At 32.5% G+C, this 22,149-nt stretch carries 16 protein-coding genes; 9 read left to right on the forward strand and 7 right to left on the reverse strand.

Features of this window, described 5'->3' with window-relative positions:
• Positions 1–81: 81 nt before the first annotated feature.
• Positions 82–1,425 (reverse strand): NAD(P)/FAD-dependent oxidoreductase, encoded by a 1,344-nt coding sequence (locus ASD98_RS20745; protein ID WP_056208281.1) that lies wholly within the window; start codon positions 1,423–1,425, stop codon positions 82–84.
• A gap of 212 nt (positions 1,426–1,637) precedes the next feature.
• Between ASD98_RS20745 and ASD98_RS20750 the strand changes: the two genes are divergently transcribed.
• The 7 genes from ASD98_RS20750 (at position 1,638) to ASD98_RS20780 (ending at position 9,007) form a co-directional block, all read left to right on the forward strand.
• Positions 1,638–2,231, forward strand: coding sequence for a GNAT family N-acetyltransferase (locus ASD98_RS20750; RefSeq protein ID WP_056208285.1), 594 nt, complete (start codon positions 1,638–1,640; stop codon positions 2,229–2,231).
• A gap of 59 nt (positions 2,232–2,290) precedes the next feature.
• Positions 2,291–3,754 carry a P-loop NTPase fold protein gene (locus tag ASD98_RS20755; RefSeq protein ID WP_056208288.1) on the forward strand — a complete coding sequence of 488 codons (1,464 nt, stop codon included), beginning with the start codon at positions 2,291–2,293 and terminating at the stop codon, positions 3,752–3,754.
• Positions 3,755–3,843: 89 nt separating this feature from the next.
• A complete protein-coding gene (locus tag ASD98_RS20760; RefSeq protein WP_056208292.1) occupies positions 3,844–4,638 on the forward strand; it encodes an AraC family transcriptional regulator in 795 nt (264 codons plus the stop codon).
• Positions 4,639–4,712: 74 nt separating this feature from the next.
• Positions 4,713–6,221 carry a serine hydrolase gene (locus ASD98_RS20765; protein ID WP_056208293.1) on the forward strand — a complete coding sequence of 503 codons (1,509 nt, stop codon included), beginning with the start codon at positions 4,713–4,715 and terminating at the stop codon, positions 6,219–6,221.
• A 39-nt stretch (positions 6,222–6,260) separates the two neighbouring features.
• On the forward strand, positions 6,261–6,728 hold the full coding sequence (locus tag ASD98_RS20770; protein WP_242412147.1) for a nuclear transport factor 2 family protein: 468 nt from the start codon (positions 6,261–6,263) through the stop codon (positions 6,726–6,728).
• 222 nt (positions 6,729–6,950) lie between these two features.
• The gene (locus tag ASD98_RS20775; RefSeq protein WP_056208297.1) at positions 6,951–8,408 is read left to right on the forward strand and encodes a serine hydrolase domain-containing protein; all 1,458 of its coding nucleotides are present in this window, start codon (positions 6,951–6,953) and stop codon (positions 8,406–8,408) included.
• Between the two features lie 152 nt (positions 8,409–8,560).
• Positions 8,561–9,007, forward strand: a complete 447-nt coding sequence (locus ASD98_RS20780; protein ID WP_056208299.1) for a hypothetical protein — start codon at positions 8,561–8,563, stop codon at positions 9,005–9,007.
• Positions 9,008–9,108: 101 nt separating this feature from the next.
• Here the strand turns inward: ASD98_RS20780 and ASD98_RS20785 are convergent, their stop codons facing one another.
• Both ASD98_RS20785 and ASD98_RS20790 read right to left on the reverse strand, forming a co-directional pair.
• Positions 9,109–10,809, reverse strand: a complete 1,701-nt coding sequence (locus tag ASD98_RS20785; protein ID WP_056208301.1) for an RDD family protein — start codon at positions 10,807–10,809, stop codon at positions 9,109–9,111.
• Between the two features lie 57 nt (positions 10,810–10,866).
• A complete protein-coding gene (locus ASD98_RS20790) occupies positions 10,867–13,254 on the reverse strand; it encodes a penicillin acylase family protein (protein ID WP_056208304.1) in 2,388 nt (795 codons plus the stop codon).
• A 117-nt stretch (positions 13,255–13,371) separates the two neighbouring features.
• Here ASD98_RS20790 and ASD98_RS20795 point away from each other — a divergent pair, with 117 nt between their 5' ends.
• Positions 13,372–14,928 (forward strand): hypothetical protein, encoded by a 1,557-nt coding sequence (locus ASD98_RS20795; RefSeq protein ID WP_056208305.1) that lies wholly within the window; start codon positions 13,372–13,374, stop codon positions 14,926–14,928.
• 409 nt (positions 14,929–15,337) lie between these two features.
• Positions 15,338–17,146 carry a hypothetical protein gene (locus ASD98_RS20800; RefSeq protein ID WP_056208307.1) on the forward strand — a complete coding sequence of 603 codons (1,809 nt, stop codon included), beginning with the start codon at positions 15,338–15,340 and terminating at the stop codon, positions 17,144–17,146.
• 58 nt (positions 17,147–17,204) lie between these two features.
• On the opposite strand, the gene ASD98_RS20805 is transcribed toward ASD98_RS20800, so the two are convergent.
• From ASD98_RS20805 to aroA, 4 genes are all read right to left on the reverse strand, one after another.
• Positions 17,205–17,627, reverse strand: coding sequence for a YMGG-like glycine zipper-containing protein (locus ASD98_RS20805; protein ID WP_056208309.1), 423 nt, complete (start codon positions 17,625–17,627; stop codon positions 17,205–17,207).
• Positions 17,628–18,011: 384 nt separating this feature from the next.
• Positions 18,012–19,289, reverse strand: a complete 1,278-nt coding sequence (gene kynU / locus ASD98_RS20810) for a kynureninase (RefSeq protein WP_056208312.1) — start codon at positions 19,287–19,289, stop codon at positions 18,012–18,014.
• Positions 19,290–19,487: 198 nt separating this feature from the next.
• The gene (gene queA, locus ASD98_RS20815) at positions 19,488–20,537 is read right to left on the reverse strand and encodes a tRNA preQ1(34) S-adenosylmethionine ribosyltransferase-isomerase QueA (RefSeq protein WP_056208315.1); all 1,050 of its coding nucleotides are present in this window, start codon (positions 20,535–20,537) and stop codon (positions 19,488–19,490) included.
• Positions 20,538–20,870: 333 nt separating this feature from the next.
• Positions 20,871–22,100, reverse strand: coding sequence for a 3-phosphoshikimate 1-carboxyvinyltransferase (aroA, locus tag ASD98_RS20820; protein ID WP_056208318.1), 1,230 nt, complete (start codon positions 22,098–22,100; stop codon positions 20,871–20,873).
• Positions 22,101–22,149: the final 49 nt, after the last annotated feature.

Here is a 22,149-nt window from a genome sequence, read left to right on the forward strand (position 1 = left end):
GACAGGTTTTAAAAACCTGTCGGGTTTACTATACACAAAGTATTATATTAACTTATATAACTTATATGGTTTTAAAAAAAATTAGGCGTTTTGCAGCAACTCCAGAATTTTATTTTCAACTTCTGGTGAGTTCCAGATATTTTCTATGTTCTCCAGTTTTAAAACTTCTTCCATAATTCCGTTTTGGAAATCTCCAATTGCCAATGCTTCTGCATACGGACGGTCACTAAATGTAACACGGCTGTAAAGCGGAATCCATTTATCTGGATGTTTATCTGAAAAGACTTTCTCTATTTTCTTTTGTAATAAGAATTTTTCATCTGCTGTTTTGGTACTCATTTCCATGAAATTTCGGTACGAAAGTTCAGCAATCGCATCGGCATTTGGTTTACGCGAAATTTGATATTCAGAGAAAATCTTTTTCCAGTCGTTTCCAAATTTCTCGATCATTTCGTTCAGAACCGTAATATCTTCAAAACCGGCATTCATTCCTTGTCCGTAAAACGGAACAATGGCGTGGCAGGCATCTCCAATTAAAGCAATTTTATCTTCGTAAGTCCACGGAAAACATTTCATGGTTACCAAAGTACTTGTTGGATTTTTAAAGAAATCATTTGCCAGTTCCGGAATCACTTCAATCGAATCCGGGAAGTTTTTCTCAAAGAAATCTTCTACCATTTTACGATCTGTAAGCGACTCAAAAGAATTAGCGCCTTCAAAAGGCATAAATAAAGTACAGGTAAAACTTCCGTCAAGATTAGGAAGCGCAATTAACATGTACTCGCCTCTCGGCCAAATATGAAAAGAATTTTTGTCTAATTTATGCGTTCCGTCAGCTTTTGCAGGGATATTCAATTCCTTATAACCCATATTTAAAAATTCCTGCGAATAATTAAACATGCTCTGACGCTGCATTCTGTGGCGGATTCTCGAAAAAGCTCCATCGGCACCAAAAACCATATCGTATTTTCGTTCTTCCCACTCACCTCTTTCACTTTCGCCAATGTGCAAAGTTGCATCACTTAATGTTACGTCCCAGATTTTTTGTTCGAAATAAAATTCAGCTCCGGCATTTTCGGCCAAATCAATCATTTTTCTGTTTAATTTCCCTCTGGAAATCGAATAAATCGATTCGCCTTCCTGCCCATAATTCTGAAAATTGAGTTTATCGACCAAATGAATGGCACGTTTACCCATAGGAATTGCAATTTCCCGAACTGCATCACCAACTCCAACCCCGTCAAGCGCTTTCCATCCACGATTAGACATTGCAAGATTAATAGAACGGCCAGAAAAATTTATTTTTCGAATATCAGGACTGCGATCATAAACATGAACCGTGTGACCTGCTTTTTTAAGATAAATTGCCAACAGCGATCCTACAAGTCCAGAACCTACAACAGCAATTTTTAGAGAAGTTTGCATCGGGGAAAATCTAATATATAAGATCGTAAAAATAAGTAATAATTGTACATAAGCTTTAAATTACAACAAATATTTAACCTTAAAGACCAATATTTATTGGGGCAAGACACCTGTTTTCATAACAAAATCCTATTTTAATAGATTTATTTAGATTCTCAAAAGAAGTAATTTCGCTACAGAAAACTATTAACCCATTATAATTAATAACCACGATGAACAGCGAAATTTTACAATCAGAAATCATTTTAGAAAATGAAAGTGTATTATTAATTCCGTTTGAGAACGAAAGAAACATCGAACTCAAAGAAATTATTTTTGATGACGAAATCTGGAAATATATGGGAATGTATGTTCGCAGCGATGCCGATTTCGAAAATTACATTCAAAGCACCTTAAAACAAAAAGCAGACGGAGTTTGTTATCCCTTTCTTATTATAGACAAAGCTACAAACAAAGTTGCCGGAAGTACGCGTTACGGATATTTAAATCATGCGAGCCAAAAATGTGAAATTGGCTGGACCTGGTACGGAAAAGATTTTCAGGGAACTGGTTTAAACAAAGCCTGTAAATATGAATTACTAAATTTTGGTTTCGAAAATATTCAATTTAAGAGAATACAATTTAGCGCTGATCTTGAAAACTTAAGATCGCAAAGAGCTATTGAAAATTTGGGAGCTTTAAAAGAAGGTTTATTTAGAAATAATTATATCGATTCTGAAGGAAATAGTAAAGACGATGTTTATTATAGTATAATTTTAGAGGAATGGCAGAATACTAAGCGAGATTATTTTGGGGAGTTTGAATAGAAATCGCTATAAGTATTGTAATAGAAAAATAGTACCTTAGCTCTATATTCAAAATCATTATGACTAAGCAAAAATTACTTTCAAACTTAAGGATCGAAAAACTAGATAAAAAAACAGATTACCTTGGCATCATTGATAAAGGGGAAATAATGAGAGATTTTTTAATCGGGAGTAAAGATTCTTTTGATGAAATTAAAATGTTTTCTCTTTACGGAGATTGGGGAAGTGGAAAAAGCAGCTTAATGAAATATTTAGAGAATGAATTACAATCTGAATTTAATACTTTCTTTTTTGAAGCTTGGGAATTTGAAAAAGATGAAAATTTAGCAATGTCATTACTAGATTTTATTAGAATTAAGAGTAATAGTTCATCCGAAACTTTTTATTCTGATTTAATAAAATTCGGTGCAAGAATACTAAGAGGAATGGGAAAATCACTAAAACTTAACATCCCTTTGTTTCCTGGTGGTCCTGAACTTGAAATAGATTCTTCTCCTTTTATTGAAGAAATCTCAAAAACTGAGGAACCTACTTTTTACCAAGCACTAGAAAATTTTAAAATAGATTTTAGAAGGCTAGAAGACTTTCTTACTAGAGAAGGGAAACCTAAATATAATATTGTTTTTATAGATGATTTAGATAGATGTGAACCCGAACAAGTACTAAATCTTATGTCTGCAATTAAATTATTTTTTACATATGGTCAAAAGACAATTTTTCTTTGTGGAATAGACAGAAAAGCAGTTCAAGAAGCCGTAAAAACAAAATATGGTAAAATTGTTAAATCAAATGAATATTTAGAAAAAATATTTGACATTTCATTTTCAATGCCTGAACATACTGATTTAATTAAACTAATAAATTTTTATTTTGACAATCAATCCTATAACATAGCAGGAGAAAAAGATTCAATAAACAATTTTATAAATATTTTTTTCAAAGAACTTGAATTTACAAATCCAAGACGTGTAAAAAAAGTTTTAAATAAATTTCAAATGCTTAGAGATTTTAAGCAAATGAAATCTAATAAATCTGAAAATTTTCCCAATATAGACATGAAAAACAAGTCTGAAAAGGGTTTATTTGAAACCATAATCGTTTTGTACTTAATCATTTTACATGAATTTTTCCAATCTGATTTTGATTCTTTTTTAGATTTTGATAAAAAAAGGGGAACTTATAGTTTATCAGCAATTGACACAAGTAATTTCAGTAATATAAATGAAATTATTAAAAAAAATTATTCTAAAACTCCATTCTCCGATATATATGCATATACTTCCGGATCTAGTCCAATATCTTTGGCTTGTTTTTTCATTTGTCTAAGTCCTTTCAATATAAAAAAAATCAGCTATGATCATTTAAGTGTATCTCATGCTCATGAAATAGAAATTTCACAAAAACATATTGACTTTTTATTTTATAAATATATCAATAAAAAAAGTCCTGCAAGCTGGCTAAAAAATAGTCAAAACACTTCCTCACTAAATTCAATTAAACAGCTAATAAAAAATATCTTATAATGTTTTTTTATCAAAAATTATCTGATAGAATATTTTTAACTCAAAAGGATATTTTTTATATTTAAAATTGTCAAAGCAAAGAACCAAAAATGAACCTCTACTCAGAACATTATGTAACCCAAAAAACTGAAAGGTTCGTCAATAAAATTTGGTGTTTAGACAACAGCATCGGCGAAAGCCTGATTGAAAATAAACTCGTTTTACCAAATGGCTGTTTTAATCTCGCCATTGTAACTGGGAACGCTATAGAAGTTCATACCAGTAAAAACAAATATGAAATGAACGAAGGTGTTTACTTTTGTTCGCAAATGACCAATAAAGTTTTGGTGAATATTCAGCCGAAAACTAAAGTCACTATAATACAGTTGCATACGTGGACACTTTCGATGTTTCCAAAATATGATTTAAGCAATTTTACAGATTCTATTCTTAAAATTAATCCTGAAGAATTGCCTTTTAAAGTTCAAACTGATGCCGAAATTGAAACTTTATTAAAGACAATAAATGCTTATTTTGAAGAATTGTCTGATTTGCATTCAGCTAAAAATGTAATTGAAAGAATCTGTGAAGTCATTAAAAATCAGGATTCAGCAATTTCGGTTTCAGAAATCAGTAAAGATTTAAAATCATCGCAGCGATTGCTGCAGATTAAATTTAAAACGGCAACCGGACTTACGATTAAAAAATACATTCAAATTTTGAAGTTCAGAAAATCAGTCGATCAAATGGTAAATTCAGATTTGGAAAAACTAAAACTAACTGATGTTGCACTTTACAATAAATATTTTGATCAATCGCATTTTATAAAAAAGTTTAAAGATGTAACGAAAACAACGCCAAAGATGTTCGATCCCAATTCGTACTTTCTTTCGCAAAAAAGATAAGTTTTCGCTTTTATACTATTTTTCATATTTTGATTGATGTAATATTGCAAATCATTAATCATCAATCAATCACAATGAAAATCAATCACACTTTCTTTCAATTAAAACTTATTTTAATTGGAATTTTACTTTTTCAAATCCAAATTGGATTTTCTCAGGAAACCGAAAACTCGGCTTTGTACAAAACCATTATGTCAAAAGATAGTCTTCTTTTTAATATTGGTTTTAATACCTGCGATATAAAACAATTTGAAAATCTTTATACCGAAGATTTTGAGTTTTATCATGACAAAGACAGCATTTCGGATAAAGCCCGATTTTTAAAAACATTGAAAAACGGAATCTGTTCTCCAACAAGAAAATATAACTATCGTAGAGAACTAATTGATGGAAGCACCGAGATTTATCCGTTGTATAAAAATGGTATTTTATACGGAGCGATTCAAATGGGAACGCATCGTTTTTATGAAAATACGGCTGGCAGTGCTGAACAGGCCGGAAGTTTTGCCAAATTCACGCATCTTTGGCTCTTAAAAAATAAAGATTGGAAATTAGCGCGATCATTGAGCTACAATCATCAAATGACAAGTTCGGCACCAAATAAATCGACTCTTTTTGATAATGACGATTTAACCGAAAAATGGCTGAAAGAAAACAAAGTGCCAGCCCTTGGAATTGGAATTATAACAGATGGAAAACTTAAACAGGTAAAAGTTTTTGGTGAACTAAAAAAAGGTGTTACCGCACCATATAATACGATTTGGAACGTCGCTTCTTTAACTAAACCTATTACTGCGATTACTACTCTAAAATTAGTGAGTGCAGGAAAATGGGATCTTGACGAGCCACTTTATAAATACTGGACTGATCCTGATATTGCAAATGATCCGTATTTAAAATTGCTTACAACGAGAATTGTTTTAAGTCATCAAACTGGTTTCCCGAATTGGAGATTTTTAAACGAATCTGGAAAACTGGATTTCAAATTCAAACCCGGAACTCAATATCAATATTCCGGTGAAGGTTTTGAATATCTGCGAAAAGCGTTGGAGAAAAAATTTCATAAAACATTACAACAACTAGCATCAGAATTGATTTTTGAGTCCTTAAAAATGAATGATACGCAGCTCGTTTGGAATGATAAAATAGATCTTTCGAGATATGCTATTAACTACGACAACACAGGAAATGCTTATGAACCAACAAAAAATAAAACTGCAAACGCTGCCGATGATTTATTAACAACTATCGAAGATTACGGAAAGTTTCTTTGCAGTGTTTTAAACAGCGAGGGTTTAAGCAAAAAAGTATTTGATGACATGAACGCGCATCAGATTACAACTAAAAAAGATAAATATTTTGGTCTTGGTTTTGAGATTTATGATTTAGGAAACGGAGAATATGCTTTATCACACGGCGGGGCAGATAAGGGCGTACAAACTCTCTTTTTTATACTTCCAAAAACAAAACAAGGTCTTATTATTTTTACCAATGTTGATGACGGTTATAAAATTTATATAGATTTACTCTTGCATTATCTTGGAGAAAATGGGCAAAAACTAATCGATATCGAAACGAAATAATTCCCAAAATCGATATATAAAATTATAGCTATGCCAAAAATGATAAATATATTAGTTCTCTTTATGTTATTTCTAAAAAGAGAAGCTATCGCACAAACAAATTCAGAAATTATTAAAATGGATCTTTTAAAAACTGAAATTATTAAAATGGACAGTTTACTTTTTGATATTGCATTCAATCAATGCGATGCTGCTCTCTTTAAAAAAATAATTTCAGAAGATATTGAGTTTTACGATGATCGATCCGGATTGAATATCTCGCAGGCAAATGAAATCAAATCGCTGATTTCAAAATGCGAGAGCCCCGAAAAATTAACTAGAAAATTAAATTCCTGTACAATTGATAAATTAGGTGATTTTGGAGCTGTACAATTAGGAGAACATACCTTTTATGTTAATGGTGTTCCAAAAGGAACCGGGAAATTTGTTCATATTTGGGAAAGGAATGGTAAAGATTGGAAATTAAAACGAATTGTGAGTTACGAGCATAGACCTTATAAAAACTAGCTTTTAGTTGATACTCAAATTCTTTTTTAGTAAAGTGAATGAAAAAAATCTTTGATTGTTGAAACCAAATCGTAATTCAATCGTCTAACATTTTAAGCGCCTGGATTTATTCAAGTAAAAAAAATCGTACTTTCGATTTCATTTTATTGAATATCTAGTTCTTAGAAGTTTCAATCATCAATCAAAACGCATCATTCATTAACTAAACCCATAACCATCATTATGAAAAAATCAATCAAACTAATTGCACTTTGTACAATATTGCAGTTATTTACAATAACTCTTTTTGCGCAGGACAAAGCAAAACAAATCGAAGATCTTTTAGCCAAATACACTGAATACGGGCAATTTAACGGATCTGCTTTGGTGGCAGAAAACGGAAAAGTAATCTTTAAAAAAGGTTTTGGTTTGGCGAATATGGAATGGAATATTGCAAATCAACCCGACACAAAATTCAGATTGGGTTCTATCAGCAAACAATTTACAGCGTTTTTAATTGTAAAACTGGCTGAAGAAGGAAAACTAAAACTAGATGTTCCAATCACAACTTATTTACCGGATTATCCAAAAGAAAATGGCGACAAAATAACCATTCATCATTTGCTTACGCATACATCCGGAATTCCGAATTATACTTCTGTTCCAAACTTTCTTAGAGAAAAAAGCCGTAATCCGAGTACTCCTGAAGAGTTTGTAAAAACGTTTAATAAACTGCCTCTGGATTTTAAGCCTGGCGAAAAATTTAGTTACAGTAATTCTGGTTACTTTTTATTAGGTTATATTATTGAAAAAATTACAGGTAAAACATACGAGCAATATTTACAGGAAACTATCCTCACACCTTTAAAACTGGTAAATACAGGTTTTGACCATAGTGAAGTTATACTTAAAAACAGAGCGGCCGGTTATGAAAAACAAGGCAAAAACTTTGTAAACTCTTCTTTCATTGACATGAGCATTCCGTATGCGGCAGGCTCTTTATACTCAACCGTAGAAGATTTATATCTTTGGGATCAGGCACTTTATACTACTAAACTACTTTCAGAAAAATCAATGGAATCTTTATTTAAATCTTACATCTCGTTTGGGAATGAATCTTATGGATATGGATGGTTTTTATCTGAAGAAAAAATTGGTGATAAACAATATAAAATTATAGAACACGGTGGAGGAATTAATGGATTTAATACGGTCATTTCCCGCATACCTGCTGACAAAAATTTAGTTGTTTTACTGAACAATACAGGCGGAACGGTTTTAGGCGAAATGAATGAAGCTATTCGTAACATTCTATACAATCAGCCCTATAATCAGGCCAAAAAATCAATGGCACTTGAACTTTTAGATGTTTTTAAAGAAAAAGGGACATCTGCCGGTATAGATACTTATAAAAAATTAAAAAGCGACCCAACTTATGGTATCAAGGAAGGCGACATGAATAATGTTGGTTACCAATTATTGCAAACCGGAAAAAAGAAAGAAGCTATTGAAATTTTTAAAATTAATGTTGAAGCTTTCCCAAAATCAGGAAATGTTTACGATAGTTTAGGTGAAGCTTATTTAGCCGATGGAGATAAAAAACTGGCCTTTACTAATTACTCAAAATCAGTTGAACTTGATCCTTCAAACGAAAATGGAAAAAAAATATTAGAAGAACTTTCAAAAAATAAAGCGAAATAATTTTTAGAAAATCTTTTAAAATCAACTCCGGTAAAATCGATTTAAAATCTGTTTTATCGGAGTTCTTTTTGTTATAACTTGTAACATTCAAACTTGATAATTTATCATAAAAAATATTATTTTAGCCGTACCCAAAACAACTAAAATAACCTATGAAAAATCTAAAGAAGCACGCTTTTCTGGCTTTATATCTATGCCTTTTAATTCCAACTATTTGTATTTCGCAAAATCCGCCGCCTCCGGCAATGCCTTCACAGCAAAATAAGATTATTGTAGACAAAATCATCGAAGCCGCACATTACAAAACGTATGTAATTGATTTTTGTTTAGCTAAAATAAACGAGGCTTCGGCAAAGGAAGGCTGGAACGAACAAAAAGCAATGGAAATTACGGAAAGCATCAACTACAAAAATTTTAGAGATGCGATCTACAATCTTTTTGTTGTGTATGATGAAGTGGAGTTAGAAACTTTGTTAAAAGCATACGAGAAAGATACAGCGTATCAAAGCCAAAATATTATGACTACAAGTAAAGTCCTTACTAATAATTTGAACATTTTTGCAAATGATATTGTGAAAGGGAAGTATATTTCTAAATAAGGTTCTGAGATACTAAGGCGCTAAGTTTTTTTTAAATTTTAAAAACCTTTATCAAACATCAATTTGATAAAGGTTTTTTTATATCACAAACTTTGTAAAGTTTACTTTAACAAAATAACTGTGGCTTCGTGTTGATCTTTTGTTCCTGATATTTCGTAAATAAACTGCTTGTTTAGGCTATCATTCACTATTACTTTTAATTTATAATTTTCAATACCTTTTCCTTCTGCGATCAGATAAACTATATAATTATCATCAAAATCTGTAGGAAAATCATCTACATTCCATTTTACATTTTTGCTTTCTGGTATTATCGAAACTACTTCAGCAGGAATGCCTTGATTGTGTAATCTCAACTTCAACAACAATTCATTATCAGTAAAATTTGGTTCAAATATTGCCTTCAAATTAGGCGAATTCAGCTCTAAAACATCATCAATATATTTTCCTTTTAACGCAGGAATTTCAGATATTCCTAAAAAAGGCTTTTTATCATCTTCTTCATAATGAGGAGATTGTTTAAAATCCCTTAAAATCATCCTTTGCAAATCGCTTCTTTTTAATTTGACTCTCCGTAATCTTCCTTTAGCATTTTCATATCCCTTTTCAATATACAGATCATCTCCCGTTTCTTCCACATATAAAACTGAAAATTCGATAATGGAATCTGCTACTTTCTCAGTTTTTAAAAATATGTTTCTAAAATTAAAAGCATTGGTTGGTAATTGCAATACCGTATTTGTATCAATAGTTTTTAAAGACTCTACTATTTTTTCATTTTTTTCTCTAAGAACTTTATTTGAATATTCTAAATCCATTTCTTTTTTTATTCTAACCTCCCAATAATGCATTGAAGTCAAAACAATTGCGCATACTGGAATAAGTAATAAATAGTATTTGCCTTTAATTCCAGTTTGTTTTTCTTTGTAAACTACTGTATTAGAAACAGAATCGTGCCAATTTCCTTTTCCTAAAAATGAAAGCGGATCAAAAGGAATATTTCTGCTCAGGGATCTTTTAAAAACAGTCAAAGCAGAAACTTTTGCACCATTTTTATCTGTAACTCTGCTTTCTGTCAAAAATTTACCGGGTGTTGCCTGAAAAAGACTTTCAAATACAAAATAAAAAAGAGTACCAAAGAAAAGGACAAGAACCGATGGGAAAATTTGTCTGTTAAATAATATTTCAATACTTCTAAAATCCGATTGAAATTCTTTACTACGTGCAAAAACTAATAGGAATTGAAAACCAATAATTCCAAAAATTACTGCATCAAAAATAAAATGAAATAAACGCTGCCATTTACTTGCTTTAAAATAAGATATTTCAGTAGTTCGAGTATAAACAAGAGTTTCAGAATCTATTTCTTTTAATTTATTCAGATAAAGAGTGCTTTTGTAAAAAAGGTAAAGTATAAAAATTCGCAGCCCTAGTAGACCAATGCTATATACAATTTCAATCCCACTAAGCGGTTGTTCAGGATAGAAAATGAAATAAAAATGGAGTAAAACAATATAACTCTTGCTTATTAATAAAACAGGAAAAGCGAAACGTAAAAGTCTGATCTCTTTTTCTTTTGAAAGATAAAAAGCAAGAGCTCCAATGAAAACCATGATATTAAAAAGTAATGACCAGGAATTTCCACTTATCCACAAAATATCATCGCCAATAATTAATAAATTATAATTAAACTGATATAATATAGAAGAAAACGTTTGGTTAATATCATCGTAAAAAAATTGAAGTATTAATCCTGAAAGTGAAATCAATAAGGCAAGAAGCGTAATTATTTTTTTATACATTAAAATAAGGAGTTAGGTTTCAAAAATAATCAAAATATTTTGGCAATATAGTTAATGCTAATGTTTCGGTTTCAAAACCAGTTTAGTTGAAGTTTTTATAATCTCCTCTTTATTTAGTTTCATTTTTCTGAATTTTCCGGCGTTGTACATTTCGGCCTGATCGCTGTAATGTTTACTGAACGGATTTCCGGATTGTCCTGTTGGCAAAATACTCCAACTATTTTCAATATCTGAGAAATCTACAATTCTTCTGGTTGAAGGGCCGCCTTTTACATAATACTTTCCTTCATTAGTTAAACCAAAAAATAAATTATTGATTACTTCATTTGAACCCGGCGAAGCAAAAGGCCCAACGTTGAATAAACCACGAAGCGCAGCCACTTTTCCTAACGGATGTTCGTGCTCAACGGTGTGAACTTCTCCCCATTTCCAATCGGTAATTGTGGTTCCTAATTGTTTTTGAAGTGCCGAAATAGCTTGATGAAACGATTTAGAAACGATATCTTTTCTGGTTTCTTTTACATTTTTTGTTTTGATATTATCCCACCAAACCGAGTTTTCATTTTTAACTTGATTGGCAATAACTTGTTTTCCGATAGAAATCCCTAAAAACATATTAAAATTGTCTTCGCCCATTTCGTCTTCAAAAGTATTTTTTAAATAGAGATAAATCCATTTGTTGTAAATCGTTGGCGCAACATCTTCTAAATTGGTTGTTCCTTTCCATGATTTTAAAATCTTTACAGCTTCTTTTTCTGATGCCGAAATTGAATTAAGATCAATATTCGAAATTAGGTTTTGAACTGTTCCAACTGCAACCTCAGAAGTATTATCATAAATCATTTTACTGATGGCTTCTTTATCCCAATCGGATTTTGCATCCATTAAACCTGAAATTCTTTTCGCACGATCTTCCGGCAGATAATAACCCGGATATAAAAATCCGTCAACTGGTTCCGGCTGATTATTAGCAGAATATACATAACCCCATTTCGGATTTTCAGCCGATGGATTTTTCGAAAAATCTAAATATTCTACAATATCATCTTTTCCGCTTGAACCGTCTAAAATTAAATGCGTATTTACGCCTTTATTGTGTTTATATAATTTCCCTGTCGCCCACCAGCCAACATTTCCTTTGGCATCGCCATACATTACATTTAATCCAGGCGCAGCAATTAAGCTTGCTGCTTTTTTAAAATCATCTCTGTTTTTAGCATGCGAAAGACCATAAGCGGCATCTAAAATTTGAATTGGCTGATGCGTGTAAGTCCACAACATTGCAATGGGATGTTTGCGATCCAATCTTTCCAGTAAATCATTCATAATTGGCCCGTGTCGGCTAGATTTAATGGTTAGCACAACATCCGAAGTATCTTTTACTTTAATCGTTTTTTTTCTGATTTCGTAATTGGCAAAACCAGTCGGCGTTTGATATTGATTGGAATCTCCGTCTTTATTTTTTTCCTGATAAAAATCGATATCATCATTTTCAAACATCGTTAAACCATAGGCATAATCACGATTATGTGCCAATAACGGAAATGGAGTGCCCGCCAGATAACAGCCGTACAATTCATGTTTCGGGGTTACGATATGTGCTTCGTACCAAGTTGCCGGCTGAGAAAATCCAATATGCGGATCATTGGCAAAAATTACTTTTCCACTCTTTGTTTTATGTGGTCCCGCAACCCAGCTGTTACTTCCAATAAATGGCGGAATTGGCGATTTGTCCAACAATGCTGTTATCGATTTTGAAACAGCGGTATAATCTTCAATATTTTCTTTTGAACTTTTTATTTGCGTCGTGTTGAATTCGCCTTCAATTCCTAAATCTTTCAGATATTCGGAACCGAATTTATTACGAATATCGGTTAATAAAGGATCTGTTTTTTGAGCCATAGCAAAGCTGAAAGACATGTATCCAAAAATATTATAAACATCCTTTATTGTGAATTTTTCTTTTTTTACTCCCACCAATGTAAATTCAATTGGTGTCGTTCCTTCTTCTAAATATTGATTTATTCCGTCCAGATAAGCTTGTGTCAATTTATAACTTTCACTGTTTTTGTCCAATTTGGCAATCGCTTTCGCTGAAGCTTCTTCAATACCAATTCCGGCAAAAAAGGTATCATTTTTAAGAGCTACAGATCCGAAGATTTCTGATAATTTACCCGGGGCAATTCTGCGGAGCAATTCCATCTGCCATAATCTTTCCTGAGCGTGAACGTATCCAAGCGCCGTCATAGCATCTTTTTCAGAATCGGCATAAATGTGAGGAACACCATATTCATCAAAATATACTGTGGTTTGTTTTTGGAGATTTTTCAATTCTATTTCTCCTTCATATTTAGGTTTCAAATGAAAAATATAAGCACATAAACCAATTCCAAGTGCAACAACAAGCAACACTAAAACCAACAGAAATTTTTTAAATCTTCTCATATTTTGCAAGAGTATAAACAGTAAATGTTTGTAAAATGATGTAATCAAAAAGAAGAATAATGTAAAAATCCTCCTTTTTAAAAGCCTAAATTTATGTATTTAAAATCAATCCTATAAATGTCAATATATAAAAAAATAGCAATCGGCTTAATTTCTCTTTTCCTGCTTTTAATTTTTGCCAATATTGGTTTGAATTACTGGATTAAAAAACAGCTTCCGATTATTATTCACGAGAAAAACAAAACGGTCTATAATATCAATTACGAAAAAATTGAAGTTTCTATTTTTTCCCGAAATATTTACGCACAGACATTATTAGTGAGTCCGAAGAATCAGCCTAAAGACAGCAAAAATGGGCTTTTCTCTAAAATTGAATCCATTACAATAAAACATTTTAATATTTGGGATTTGGCTTTCCGTGATATTATTCAGGCTGAAAGTATCATTATCAATAAACCTCGGGTAATTTTATATAAAAAAGGCGAAAAATTATTGAATAACAGCAAAAGTATTAAAAGCGAAATCTTTGAACCTTTTCGCAAAATTGTCGCTGTTTCGAATATTTACTTAAATGACGGAACGGTCGATATTGTTTCTTTAGATACCGAAAAACCTATTTTCAGCATCAAAAAAATCATACTGAAATTAGAAGGAATTTTATTGACAGATGCCACTTTAAAAGAAAAAATTCCGCTGCAGTATAAAAGCTATACATTGGTTATTGATAGTTTATTTTACCGACCAAGCGCTTTTTATCATATTAATATTGGCAAAATCAGTACCGAGAAAAACTTTTTAAAAATCAACAATTTCTCTAATCTTCCGCAATTTAACCGGCCAGATTTTATTAAACGACTGGATAAAGAAAAAGATATTTACACGCTGAAATTCGATTCGGCTCAAGTTTCAAAAATGGATTGGGGGTTCAAGAATGATCGTTTTTTCTTTAAGGCAAATTCACTTGTAATCAATCATTTTGATGCGAATATCTACCGTGGAAAAATGCCAAAAGATGATTTGAGCAAAAAATATCTTTACAATCATTTACTCCGAAATATAAAATTCCCGCTTCAAATTGACACTTTACAGGTTTTGAAATCGAAATTGGTCTATGAAGAAGAAATTGATTTCTCCAAAGGTCCGGGAGTTTTAAATTTCGACAAATTTAACTTGCAGGCAACCAATCTGCGAAGTGGTTTTGGTTTGAAAAAAACGGATGACGTAAAAATTAAAATCAAATGTATTTTCATGAAAACTTCGCCTCTTGATGTCGATTGGAGTTTTAATGTTCTGGATAAAAGTGACGGTTTTCACATTCAGGGTGTAATCTCAAATTTTGATGTGAGAGCGATGGGACAATTCAGTAAACCTTATATGAATGCTACATTTACTGGAGCTTTTCATAAATACCGCTTTAATTTCTATGGAAATGATAATGTTTCAAAAGGAAATGCTTCTTTAGATTATGACGATCTAAAAGTAAAATTATACAAAAAGAAACATCCTGAAAAAGAAGCAAAACTTAAATCAGCAATTGCTAATCTACTGGTCAAAAATGATTCTAAAGACAAAGCCAAAACCGCCGATGTTGAAGTAGAAAGAATTCAGGAAAAATCATTCTATAATTTTTTATGGAGAAGTATTGCAGAGTCTTTGAAGAAGATTTTGATATAAAAGCATCTACGTCAATATAGCCTGCGGTTTCAACCACAGGAACACAAGGCATTTCCACAAAGAAATCCCATAACGCATTCTCACAATACGTTCCCCGTGGTTGAAACCACGGGCTATGTTTTTTATGAATCATAGTATTCCGAATAGTTTTGTCATTCCGAGGAACGAGGAATCGCACAAGAAACTCCGTACAGCATATCGCCAATCTTTGTCGATTCCCTAGTGCGATTCCTCGTTCCTCGGAATGACAAGATTGTGGAAATTTTCACGAATTAATTTTTAAAATTCTTCGAGTAAAAATTAGTGGAAATTCGTGTAATTCGTGGCAACCAACCCACAAACCTGACAATTATCAGGTTTTAAAAAAATCCTTTTTTCAATATTTGCCTTTATTTTAATCTGAAAACAAATGGCAAAAATACCTTTACACACTTTTCATATACCGGTGATGGGTCTTGCATATACAATTGACAGCCCAATTCGCGTGGCGCAATATGGGATTTCGTCTGTTATTTCGATCGCTGATGATGATTTGATTGAAAAGATGCGTAATTTTTACAGCACTAAATTCAATATTCCGTACGAAGAAATCACGCAGAAATTTCATGATTACCGTACCCAAAGAATCACTTCTTACTTAAATTTAGTGGACAAAATTGTAAAAGAAAAATTCGAGAATTTTAAAACTGAATTAGCAGAAAGCAAAACTTCTCTTGAAAATTTTATGTCGATGCTTCCTAATACTTCTGATATTAAAAAAGGTTTTCAGAATTTATTGGATGATGGAATTGCTTTTAAAGAAAACATTCAGAGTTATATTGAAACGAATCTTTTCCCCGGCGAAATCGACGTTAACATTATGACGAAGCTGGATAAAGATAATTTTGACAAAGATGAACAGCTTCCAATTGAATTTAATGATGCTCACGCTGCTTTAAGAGGTTTTGCAAACAGTAATTTAGAATCGTCTGTTGTGCTTTCTGCCGGAATGAATCCGAGATTGTTTGGTTATTTCGAAAATTTCAAAGATTTTTTCCCAAATGAAAATAACGAACTGAAAAAGAAAATTATCTTAAAAGTAAGTGATTTTCGATCGGCTATGATTCAGGGAAATTTCTTGGCTAAAAAAGGACTTTGGGTTTCTGAATACCGAATTGAATCCGGATTAAACTGCGGCGGTCATGCCTTTGCTACTGACGGACTCTTATTGGGTACCATTTTAGAAGAATTTAAGCAGAAAAAAGAGCAGCTAGTACAATCGGCCCACGAATTAATGATTAAAGCCTTACAGCTAAAAAATCAAGTTTTTCCAGAAAAGCCTTTGAAACTGAAAATTACCGTTCAGGGTGGAGTTGGAACAGCAGAAGAACATGAATTTTTATTAGAAGAATATCAAGTCGATTCTGTTGGCTGGGGATCTCCATTTTTACTAGTTCCAGAAGCCACTTCTGTAGATAAAGAAACCCGGGATTTACTGATGAATGCCAAAGAGGATGATTTCTATTTAAGTAATATTTCGCCTTTGGGAGTTCCGTTTAATACATTAAAAGGCACAACAAATGAGTTTTTGAAACAAAAAAGAATTCACGAAAATAAAGCTGGAAGTTCCTGCCCGAAGAAATTCTTAGCATTAAGCAAAGAATACGATCCGCAGGGGATTTGTACGGCATCTAAAAAATATCAGGATATCAAACTGGCCGAATTAGAAAATAGAAAAGAGACTTTATCTGCCGATGCATTTGAGAAAAGCAAAACCAAAATAACCGAAAAATCATGTCTGTGTGTCGGTTTGGCAAATGCTTCTTATCTGGAAAATGACATTAAAATAAAAGGTCAGGCTCAAGGCGTGGTAATTTGTCCGGGGCCAAATCTGGCTTATTTTGATCAGGAAGTTTCTTTAAAAGAAATGGTTCAGCACATTTATCAGGGAATATCGGTTTTGAGAACGGATCGCCCAAATTTATTTGTGAAGGAATTAAAAATGTATGTTGATTATTTTAGAAATGAAATTGAAATGATTTCGGGAGAAGTAACCACAATGCAGCTAAAAAAATGGAATTCTTTTAAAGCGAATATTTTAGAAGGAATCGAATATTATCATAATCTGTTTTCATCGACTTCTTATTTTAAAAAGGGAGAAGAAAAAATCAAAAATCAATTCGATTTTTATAAATCAGAATTGAATGCAATCCAGATTCCGACACCCCAATTAGTATAAAACAAAACGCCGATTTAGAATTTCTAAATCGGCGTTTTAATATTATAGAAATTTAAATCTATTCTTTTTTCTTCTTGCTGTCAATAACAGCTCCGGTTCCTGTACCTAATGCAGCTCCGGCTAAACCACCTATAATAGCACCTTCACCTTTTTTCTTACTCACAATTGCTCCGGTTGCGGCACCAACTCCGGCACCAATTACAGCACCCTTAGCAGTTGCACTCCATCCTTTCTTTTTGGTAGCTGTGGTAGTGGCTGTTCCGTCATTTTGGTGTACAACAACAACTTTTTGAGATTCAACTTTCTGTTCCTCTTTTATCTTTGCCATTTCTGTCTTCATTGAATCGATAACACGCTGTTTGTTAATCTCAACTTTCATTGAATCAATACTGGCTTGTTTGGCTCTGTTTAGATCTTCTTTACTTTGATTTTGACAAGAAGTTAAAAATATTGCCGCTAATAATATATATAAGCCTTTCATGATTGTAGTTTTTAAAATTATACACTACAAAATACGGAATATCTGCTATAATGATTGTTACAGAATTTTTTAGAAACGTTATAAGATTAGAAGATTTTGTGTTGTGTCCCGCAGATTATTTTTGGATTTTGCTTAATGTATTTAATCTCGCAAAGTCGCGAAGTTTAGGTTTTAAGTTCAATAGCGTCCAGCTTTAGCAGGATGAAAAATTGATCAAACAAAAAAGGCTTTAGCCAAACAAGTATAGTTTGGCTAAAGCCTTTTCAAATTTCATCTTTAATGCCTCCAGCTAAAGCTGGAGGCAATTCAAAAAAATCTTTTTAATACTTTTAATCTGTAGCTTTAAACAAAAAAACTTTGCGCCTTTGCGAGATCAATTCGCTTTTACTTTCTTAAAATTCCTTTTTTCAGAATTTGCCCAAAGTCATACATATCTTCATAAGAGCAATATAAAGGAACTGGTGCCAAACGAATTACATTTGGTTCACGCCAATCTGTAATTACTCCATTTTTCATTAAAAAATCAAATAAACTTCTTCCTTCTCCATGCAGAAAAACTGATAATTGCGAAGCTCTCTCTTCAGGATTTGAAGGCGTTATGATTTCAAAATTACCGGCAACTTCTTTATCAATTTCGTGTAAAATAAATTCCAGATAAGATGTAATATGATCCCGTTTTGCAATTAAAGCATCCATTCCAACCTCAGCAAACATTTCTACAGAAGCCAAATAAGGTGCTAGAGAAAGAACCGGAAGATTACTAATCTGCCATCCGCCTGCTCCGTGAACGGGATCAAAGTTGGGTTCCATTTTAAAACGGCGTTCCTTATTGTGTCCCCACCAGCCGGCAAAACGCGGCAAGTCTGGATCGTTATGATGTCTTTCGTGAACAAAAACCCCAGAAGCATTTCCTGGTCCTGAGTTCATATATTTATAACTGCACCAAGCAGCGAAATCTACATTCCAATCATGAAGTTCTAACTTGATATTTCCGGCAGCATGTGCCAAATCCCAACCTACTTTTGCTCCGGCTTTTTGTCCTGCTGCCGTAATGGTTTTAATATCAAAAACTTGTCCCGTATAATAATTTACACCTCCAATTAAAACCAAAGCCAATTCGTCACCAACTTCTTCAATTTTTGCTAAAACATCTTCCAGACGAATATTGTGTTCTCCTTCACGACGTTTGATTTCTACAATTGCATCTTCTGGTTTATAGCCGTGAAAATGAACCTGACTTTGAAACATATATTGATCTGACGGAAATGCTTTTTCTTCGCAGATAATTTTGTAACGTTTATCTTTTGGCTGATAAAAAGAAACCATCAACAAATGAAGATTTACAGTTAAAGTATTCATCACCGTAACTTCTGACGGAAGTGCTCCCACAATTTTACTCAATGGTTCAGCAAATCTTTCCTGATAATCCCACCAAGGTTTCTCTGCATAAAAATGACCTTCGACGGCTAGTTCTGCCCAGTCGTTCATTACTTCATCTATGTAGGCTTTGGTACGTTTTGGCTGTAATCCTAATGAATTTCCGGTGAAATAAATCACACGTTTATCGTTAACTTTTGGGAAGATAAATTCTTGTTGATAATGATTTAATGCATCTTGTGCATCAAGTTGTTTCGCAAATTCGCGTGTATTTTGAAAAGTCATTGTTTTTGTTTTGGATGCTAAAATAACACCTTTTGAAATATTTCGAATAAATTTAACAATATGAGTGTTTTTTTTGTTTCAGGTTTCACGTTTCAAGTTATCAGCAGAACGTGAAACCTGAAACTTGAAACCATTCTAAAACAAAAAACCCGACAAGTTTTTAAAACTTGTCGGGTCTCTTTATAAGATAAATTCTAATTATAGAATTAACATTGCATCTCCGTAAGAATAGAATTTATATCCTTCTTTAATCGCTTCGTCGTAGGCTTTTTTCATTAAATCATGTCCACAGAAAGCAGAAATCATCATTAATAATGTTGATTTTGGAGTATGGAAGTTTGTAATCATACAGTTTGCAATACTAAAATCGTGAGGAGGGAAAATAAATTTATTTGTCCAGCCTTCGTAAGGATTCAAAGTATTTGCAGAAGAAACAGAACTTTCGATTGCACGCATAGAAGTTGTTCCTACTGCACAAATACGTTTTTTCTTTGTTTTCGCTTCGTTTACGATATCACAAGCTTGTTGATTAATAATCAACTCTTCAGAATCCATTTTGTGTTTAGATAAATCTTCAACCTCAACCGGATTGAAAGTTCCTAAACCAACGTGTAAAGTTACCTCAGCAAAATTTACTCCTTTGATTTCTAATTTTTTCAAAAGGTGTTTTGAGAAGTGTAAACCAGCAGTTGGCGCCGCTACAGCTCCTTCTTCTTTTGCGTAAATTGTTTGATATCTTTCAGCATCTTCAGCAGTAACTTCTCTGTTGATGTATTTAGGAATTGGAGTTTCTCCAAGTTCTGTCAATTTGTTTCTGAATTCTTCATAAGAGCCATCGTATAAGAAACGTAAAGTTCTACCACGAGAAGTTGTATTGTCGATTACCTCAGCAACTAACGAATCGTCGTCACCAAAATAAAGTTTGTTTCCGATACGGATTTTTCTAGCCGGATCTACTAAAACGTCCCAAAGACGTTGTTCTGAATTTAATTCTCTTAATAAGAAAACCTCAATTCTAGCTCCGGTTTTTTCTTTGTTTCCGTACAAACGTGCAGGAAAAACTTTTGTATTGTTAAGAATTAAAACGTCTCCGTCATCAAAATAGTTGATAACATCTTTAAACATTTTATGTTCTATAGTTTGTTTTTGACGGTCAATTACCATTAAACGAGATTCATCTCTATTTTCTGCCGGGAATTCAGCTAAAAGTTCTTTCGGTAAATTGAAATTGAAGTGTGATAATTTCATATTTGAAGTTAGATTTTAAAATATCAATCTTAGATTTTTTTATCTAAAATTTTAAATCGCCTGCAAATATACGATTGTGAGATAGGCGTTGTCAAGTGTTTTGACGTTTATTTTCAAAAGCCCTTGATTTAGTGAGGTTTTAGTAACCATAAAAATGTTTTTTTTATCATATAAGTTATATAAGATCATTTAATTTGGATTCCTTTAACAAAAAAGCCTCTGGTTGAAACCAAAGGCTATGTCCTAACTATTTTTTCGCCACGAATTCACGAATTTTTATTAATCTTAATTTTTAAAATATAAATTCGTGAATTCGTGGCTATTTTTTACTTGCTATAATTCTGAGATTTGAAAGTTTAAGGCTTTTAAATCATTCCAGAAATCTGGATATGATTTTGAAACTACTTCGGCATCATCGATAATGATTGGCACTTTTATCGCAAGCGGCGCAAATGCCATTGCCATACGGTGATCGTTGTATGTTGCGATATGCACGCCTTGATTAATAGTTGAAGATGGCTTTAAAGTTAAACTATCATTAGTTACCGAAATATTAGCTCCTAATTTTGTAAGCTCAATTCGCAATGCTTCCAATCTGTCTGTTTCTTTAATTTTTAAAGTATGAAGACCTGTTAAATGGCATCCAATTCCTAAACCTAAACAAGTTACTACAATTGTTTGTGCGATATCTGGTGTATTATTCAATTCAAAATTTACATCTTCATATTTAAAGCCAGCTTGTTTTTCCAATGTCATTTTATTGTTTTGGAAAATAGTTTTCACACCCATTTTTTCATAAAGAGACACTAATTCTGAATCTCCCTGAAGGCTGTTTTCTTTATAACTGCTTAAGGTTATTTTTGCAGCATCGGCCAAAGCCACAAGGCTAAAGAAATAAGAAGCTGAACTCCAGTCAGATTCTACAACCATTTCTTTTGATTCGACAGATTCTTTAGGATAAACTTTGATTACATTTCCTTCAAAACTGGTTTGAATATCTAAATCATTCAGCAAAGCTAATGTCATTTTGATATAAGGAACTGAAGTAATTTCTCCTTCCAATGTCAGCTCCAAACCGTTTTCTAATTTTGAAGCAACTAATAAAAGTGCCGAAATATACTGGCTGCTTACATTGGCTGCTAAACTAACTTTTGAAGCGGTAACCTTTTTCCCTTTGATTCTAATTGGAGGATAACCCACTTCTTTTTCATAACTAATCTCGACTCCCAATTGACCTAATGTTTCAACCAAAATTTTTATCGGGCGTTCCTGCATTCTGCTTGAACCTGTCATAATCACTTCTCGACCTTCGTTTACGGCAAAATATGCGGTTAAGAAACGCATTGCCGTTCCGGCGTGGTGAATGTCTACAATTTTGTCATTACCAATTAATGCTTTCTGCATTACTTCGCTGTCATCAGAGTTTGAAGTATTGGCTAAGGTAATATTTGGAAATAAAGCTTTTAGTAATAATAAGCGGTTTGTTTCACTTTTAGAACCCGTGATATTTAATTGTGAATTATCAATGGTGAATTGTGAATTCGTACTTAATTTTAAATTCATTTTTTTAATTGTAAGTTGTGAATTATGAATTATGAATGATTAGAAACAT

Source organism: Flavobacterium sp. Root186, from assembly GCF_001428525.1.
GTDB lineage: Bacteria > Bacteroidota > Bacteroidia > Flavobacteriales > Flavobacteriaceae > Flavobacterium.

What these genes read in the sequence shown, in the direction of transcription:
- ASD98_RS20745 (WP_056208281.1), bottom strand. Translation starts at nt 1,425, where the DNA reads ATGCAAACTTCTCTAAAAATTGCTGTTGTAGGTTCTGGACTTGTAGGA.
- ASD98_RS20750 (WP_056208285.1), top strand. Translation starts at nt 1,638, where the DNA reads ATGAACAGCGAAATTTTACAATCAGAAATCATTTTAGAAAATGAAAGT.
- ASD98_RS20755 (WP_056208288.1), top strand. Translation starts at nt 2,291, where the DNA reads ATGACTAAGCAAAAATTACTTTCAAACTTAAGGATCGAAAAACTAGAT.
- ASD98_RS20760 (WP_056208292.1), top strand. Translation starts at nt 3,844, where the DNA reads ATGAACCTCTACTCAGAACATTATGTAACCCAAAAAACTGAAAGGTTC.
- ASD98_RS20765 (WP_056208293.1), top strand. Translation starts at nt 4,713, where the DNA reads ATGAAAATCAATCACACTTTCTTTCAATTAAAACTTATTTTAATTGGA.
- ASD98_RS20770 (WP_242412147.1), top strand. Translation starts at nt 6,261, where the DNA reads ATGATAAATATATTAGTTCTCTTTATGTTATTTCTAAAAAGAGAAGCT.
- ASD98_RS20775 (WP_056208297.1), top strand. Translation starts at nt 6,951, where the DNA reads ATGAAAAAATCAATCAAACTAATTGCACTTTGTACAATATTGCAGTTA.
- ASD98_RS20780 (WP_056208299.1), top strand. Translation starts at nt 8,561, where the DNA reads ATGAAAAATCTAAAGAAGCACGCTTTTCTGGCTTTATATCTATGCCTT.
- ASD98_RS20785 (WP_056208301.1), bottom strand. Translation starts at nt 10,809, where the DNA reads ATGTATAAAAAAATAATTACGCTTCTTGCCTTATTGATTTCACTTTCA.
- ASD98_RS20790 (WP_056208304.1), bottom strand. Translation starts at nt 13,254, where the DNA reads ATGAGAAGATTTAAAAAATTTCTGTTGGTTTTAGTGTTGCTTGTTGTT.
- ASD98_RS20795 (WP_056208305.1), top strand. Translation starts at nt 13,372, where the DNA reads ATGTCAATATATAAAAAAATAGCAATCGGCTTAATTTCTCTTTTCCTG.
- ASD98_RS20800 (WP_056208307.1), top strand. Translation starts at nt 15,338, where the DNA reads ATGGCAAAAATACCTTTACACACTTTTCATATACCGGTGATGGGTCTT.
- ASD98_RS20805 (WP_056208309.1), bottom strand. Translation starts at nt 17,627, where the DNA reads ATGAAAGGCTTATATATATTATTAGCGGCAATATTTTTAACTTCTTGT.
- kynU (WP_056208312.1), bottom strand. Translation starts at nt 19,289, where the DNA reads ATGACTTTTCAAAATACACGCGAATTTGCGAAACAACTTGATGCACAA.
- queA (WP_056208315.1), bottom strand. Translation starts at nt 20,537, where the DNA reads ATGAAATTATCACACTTCAATTTCAATTTACCGAAAGAACTTTTAGCT.
- aroA (WP_056208318.1), bottom strand. Translation starts at nt 22,100, where the DNA reads ATGAATTTAAAATTAAGTACGAATTCACAATTCACCATTGATAATTCA.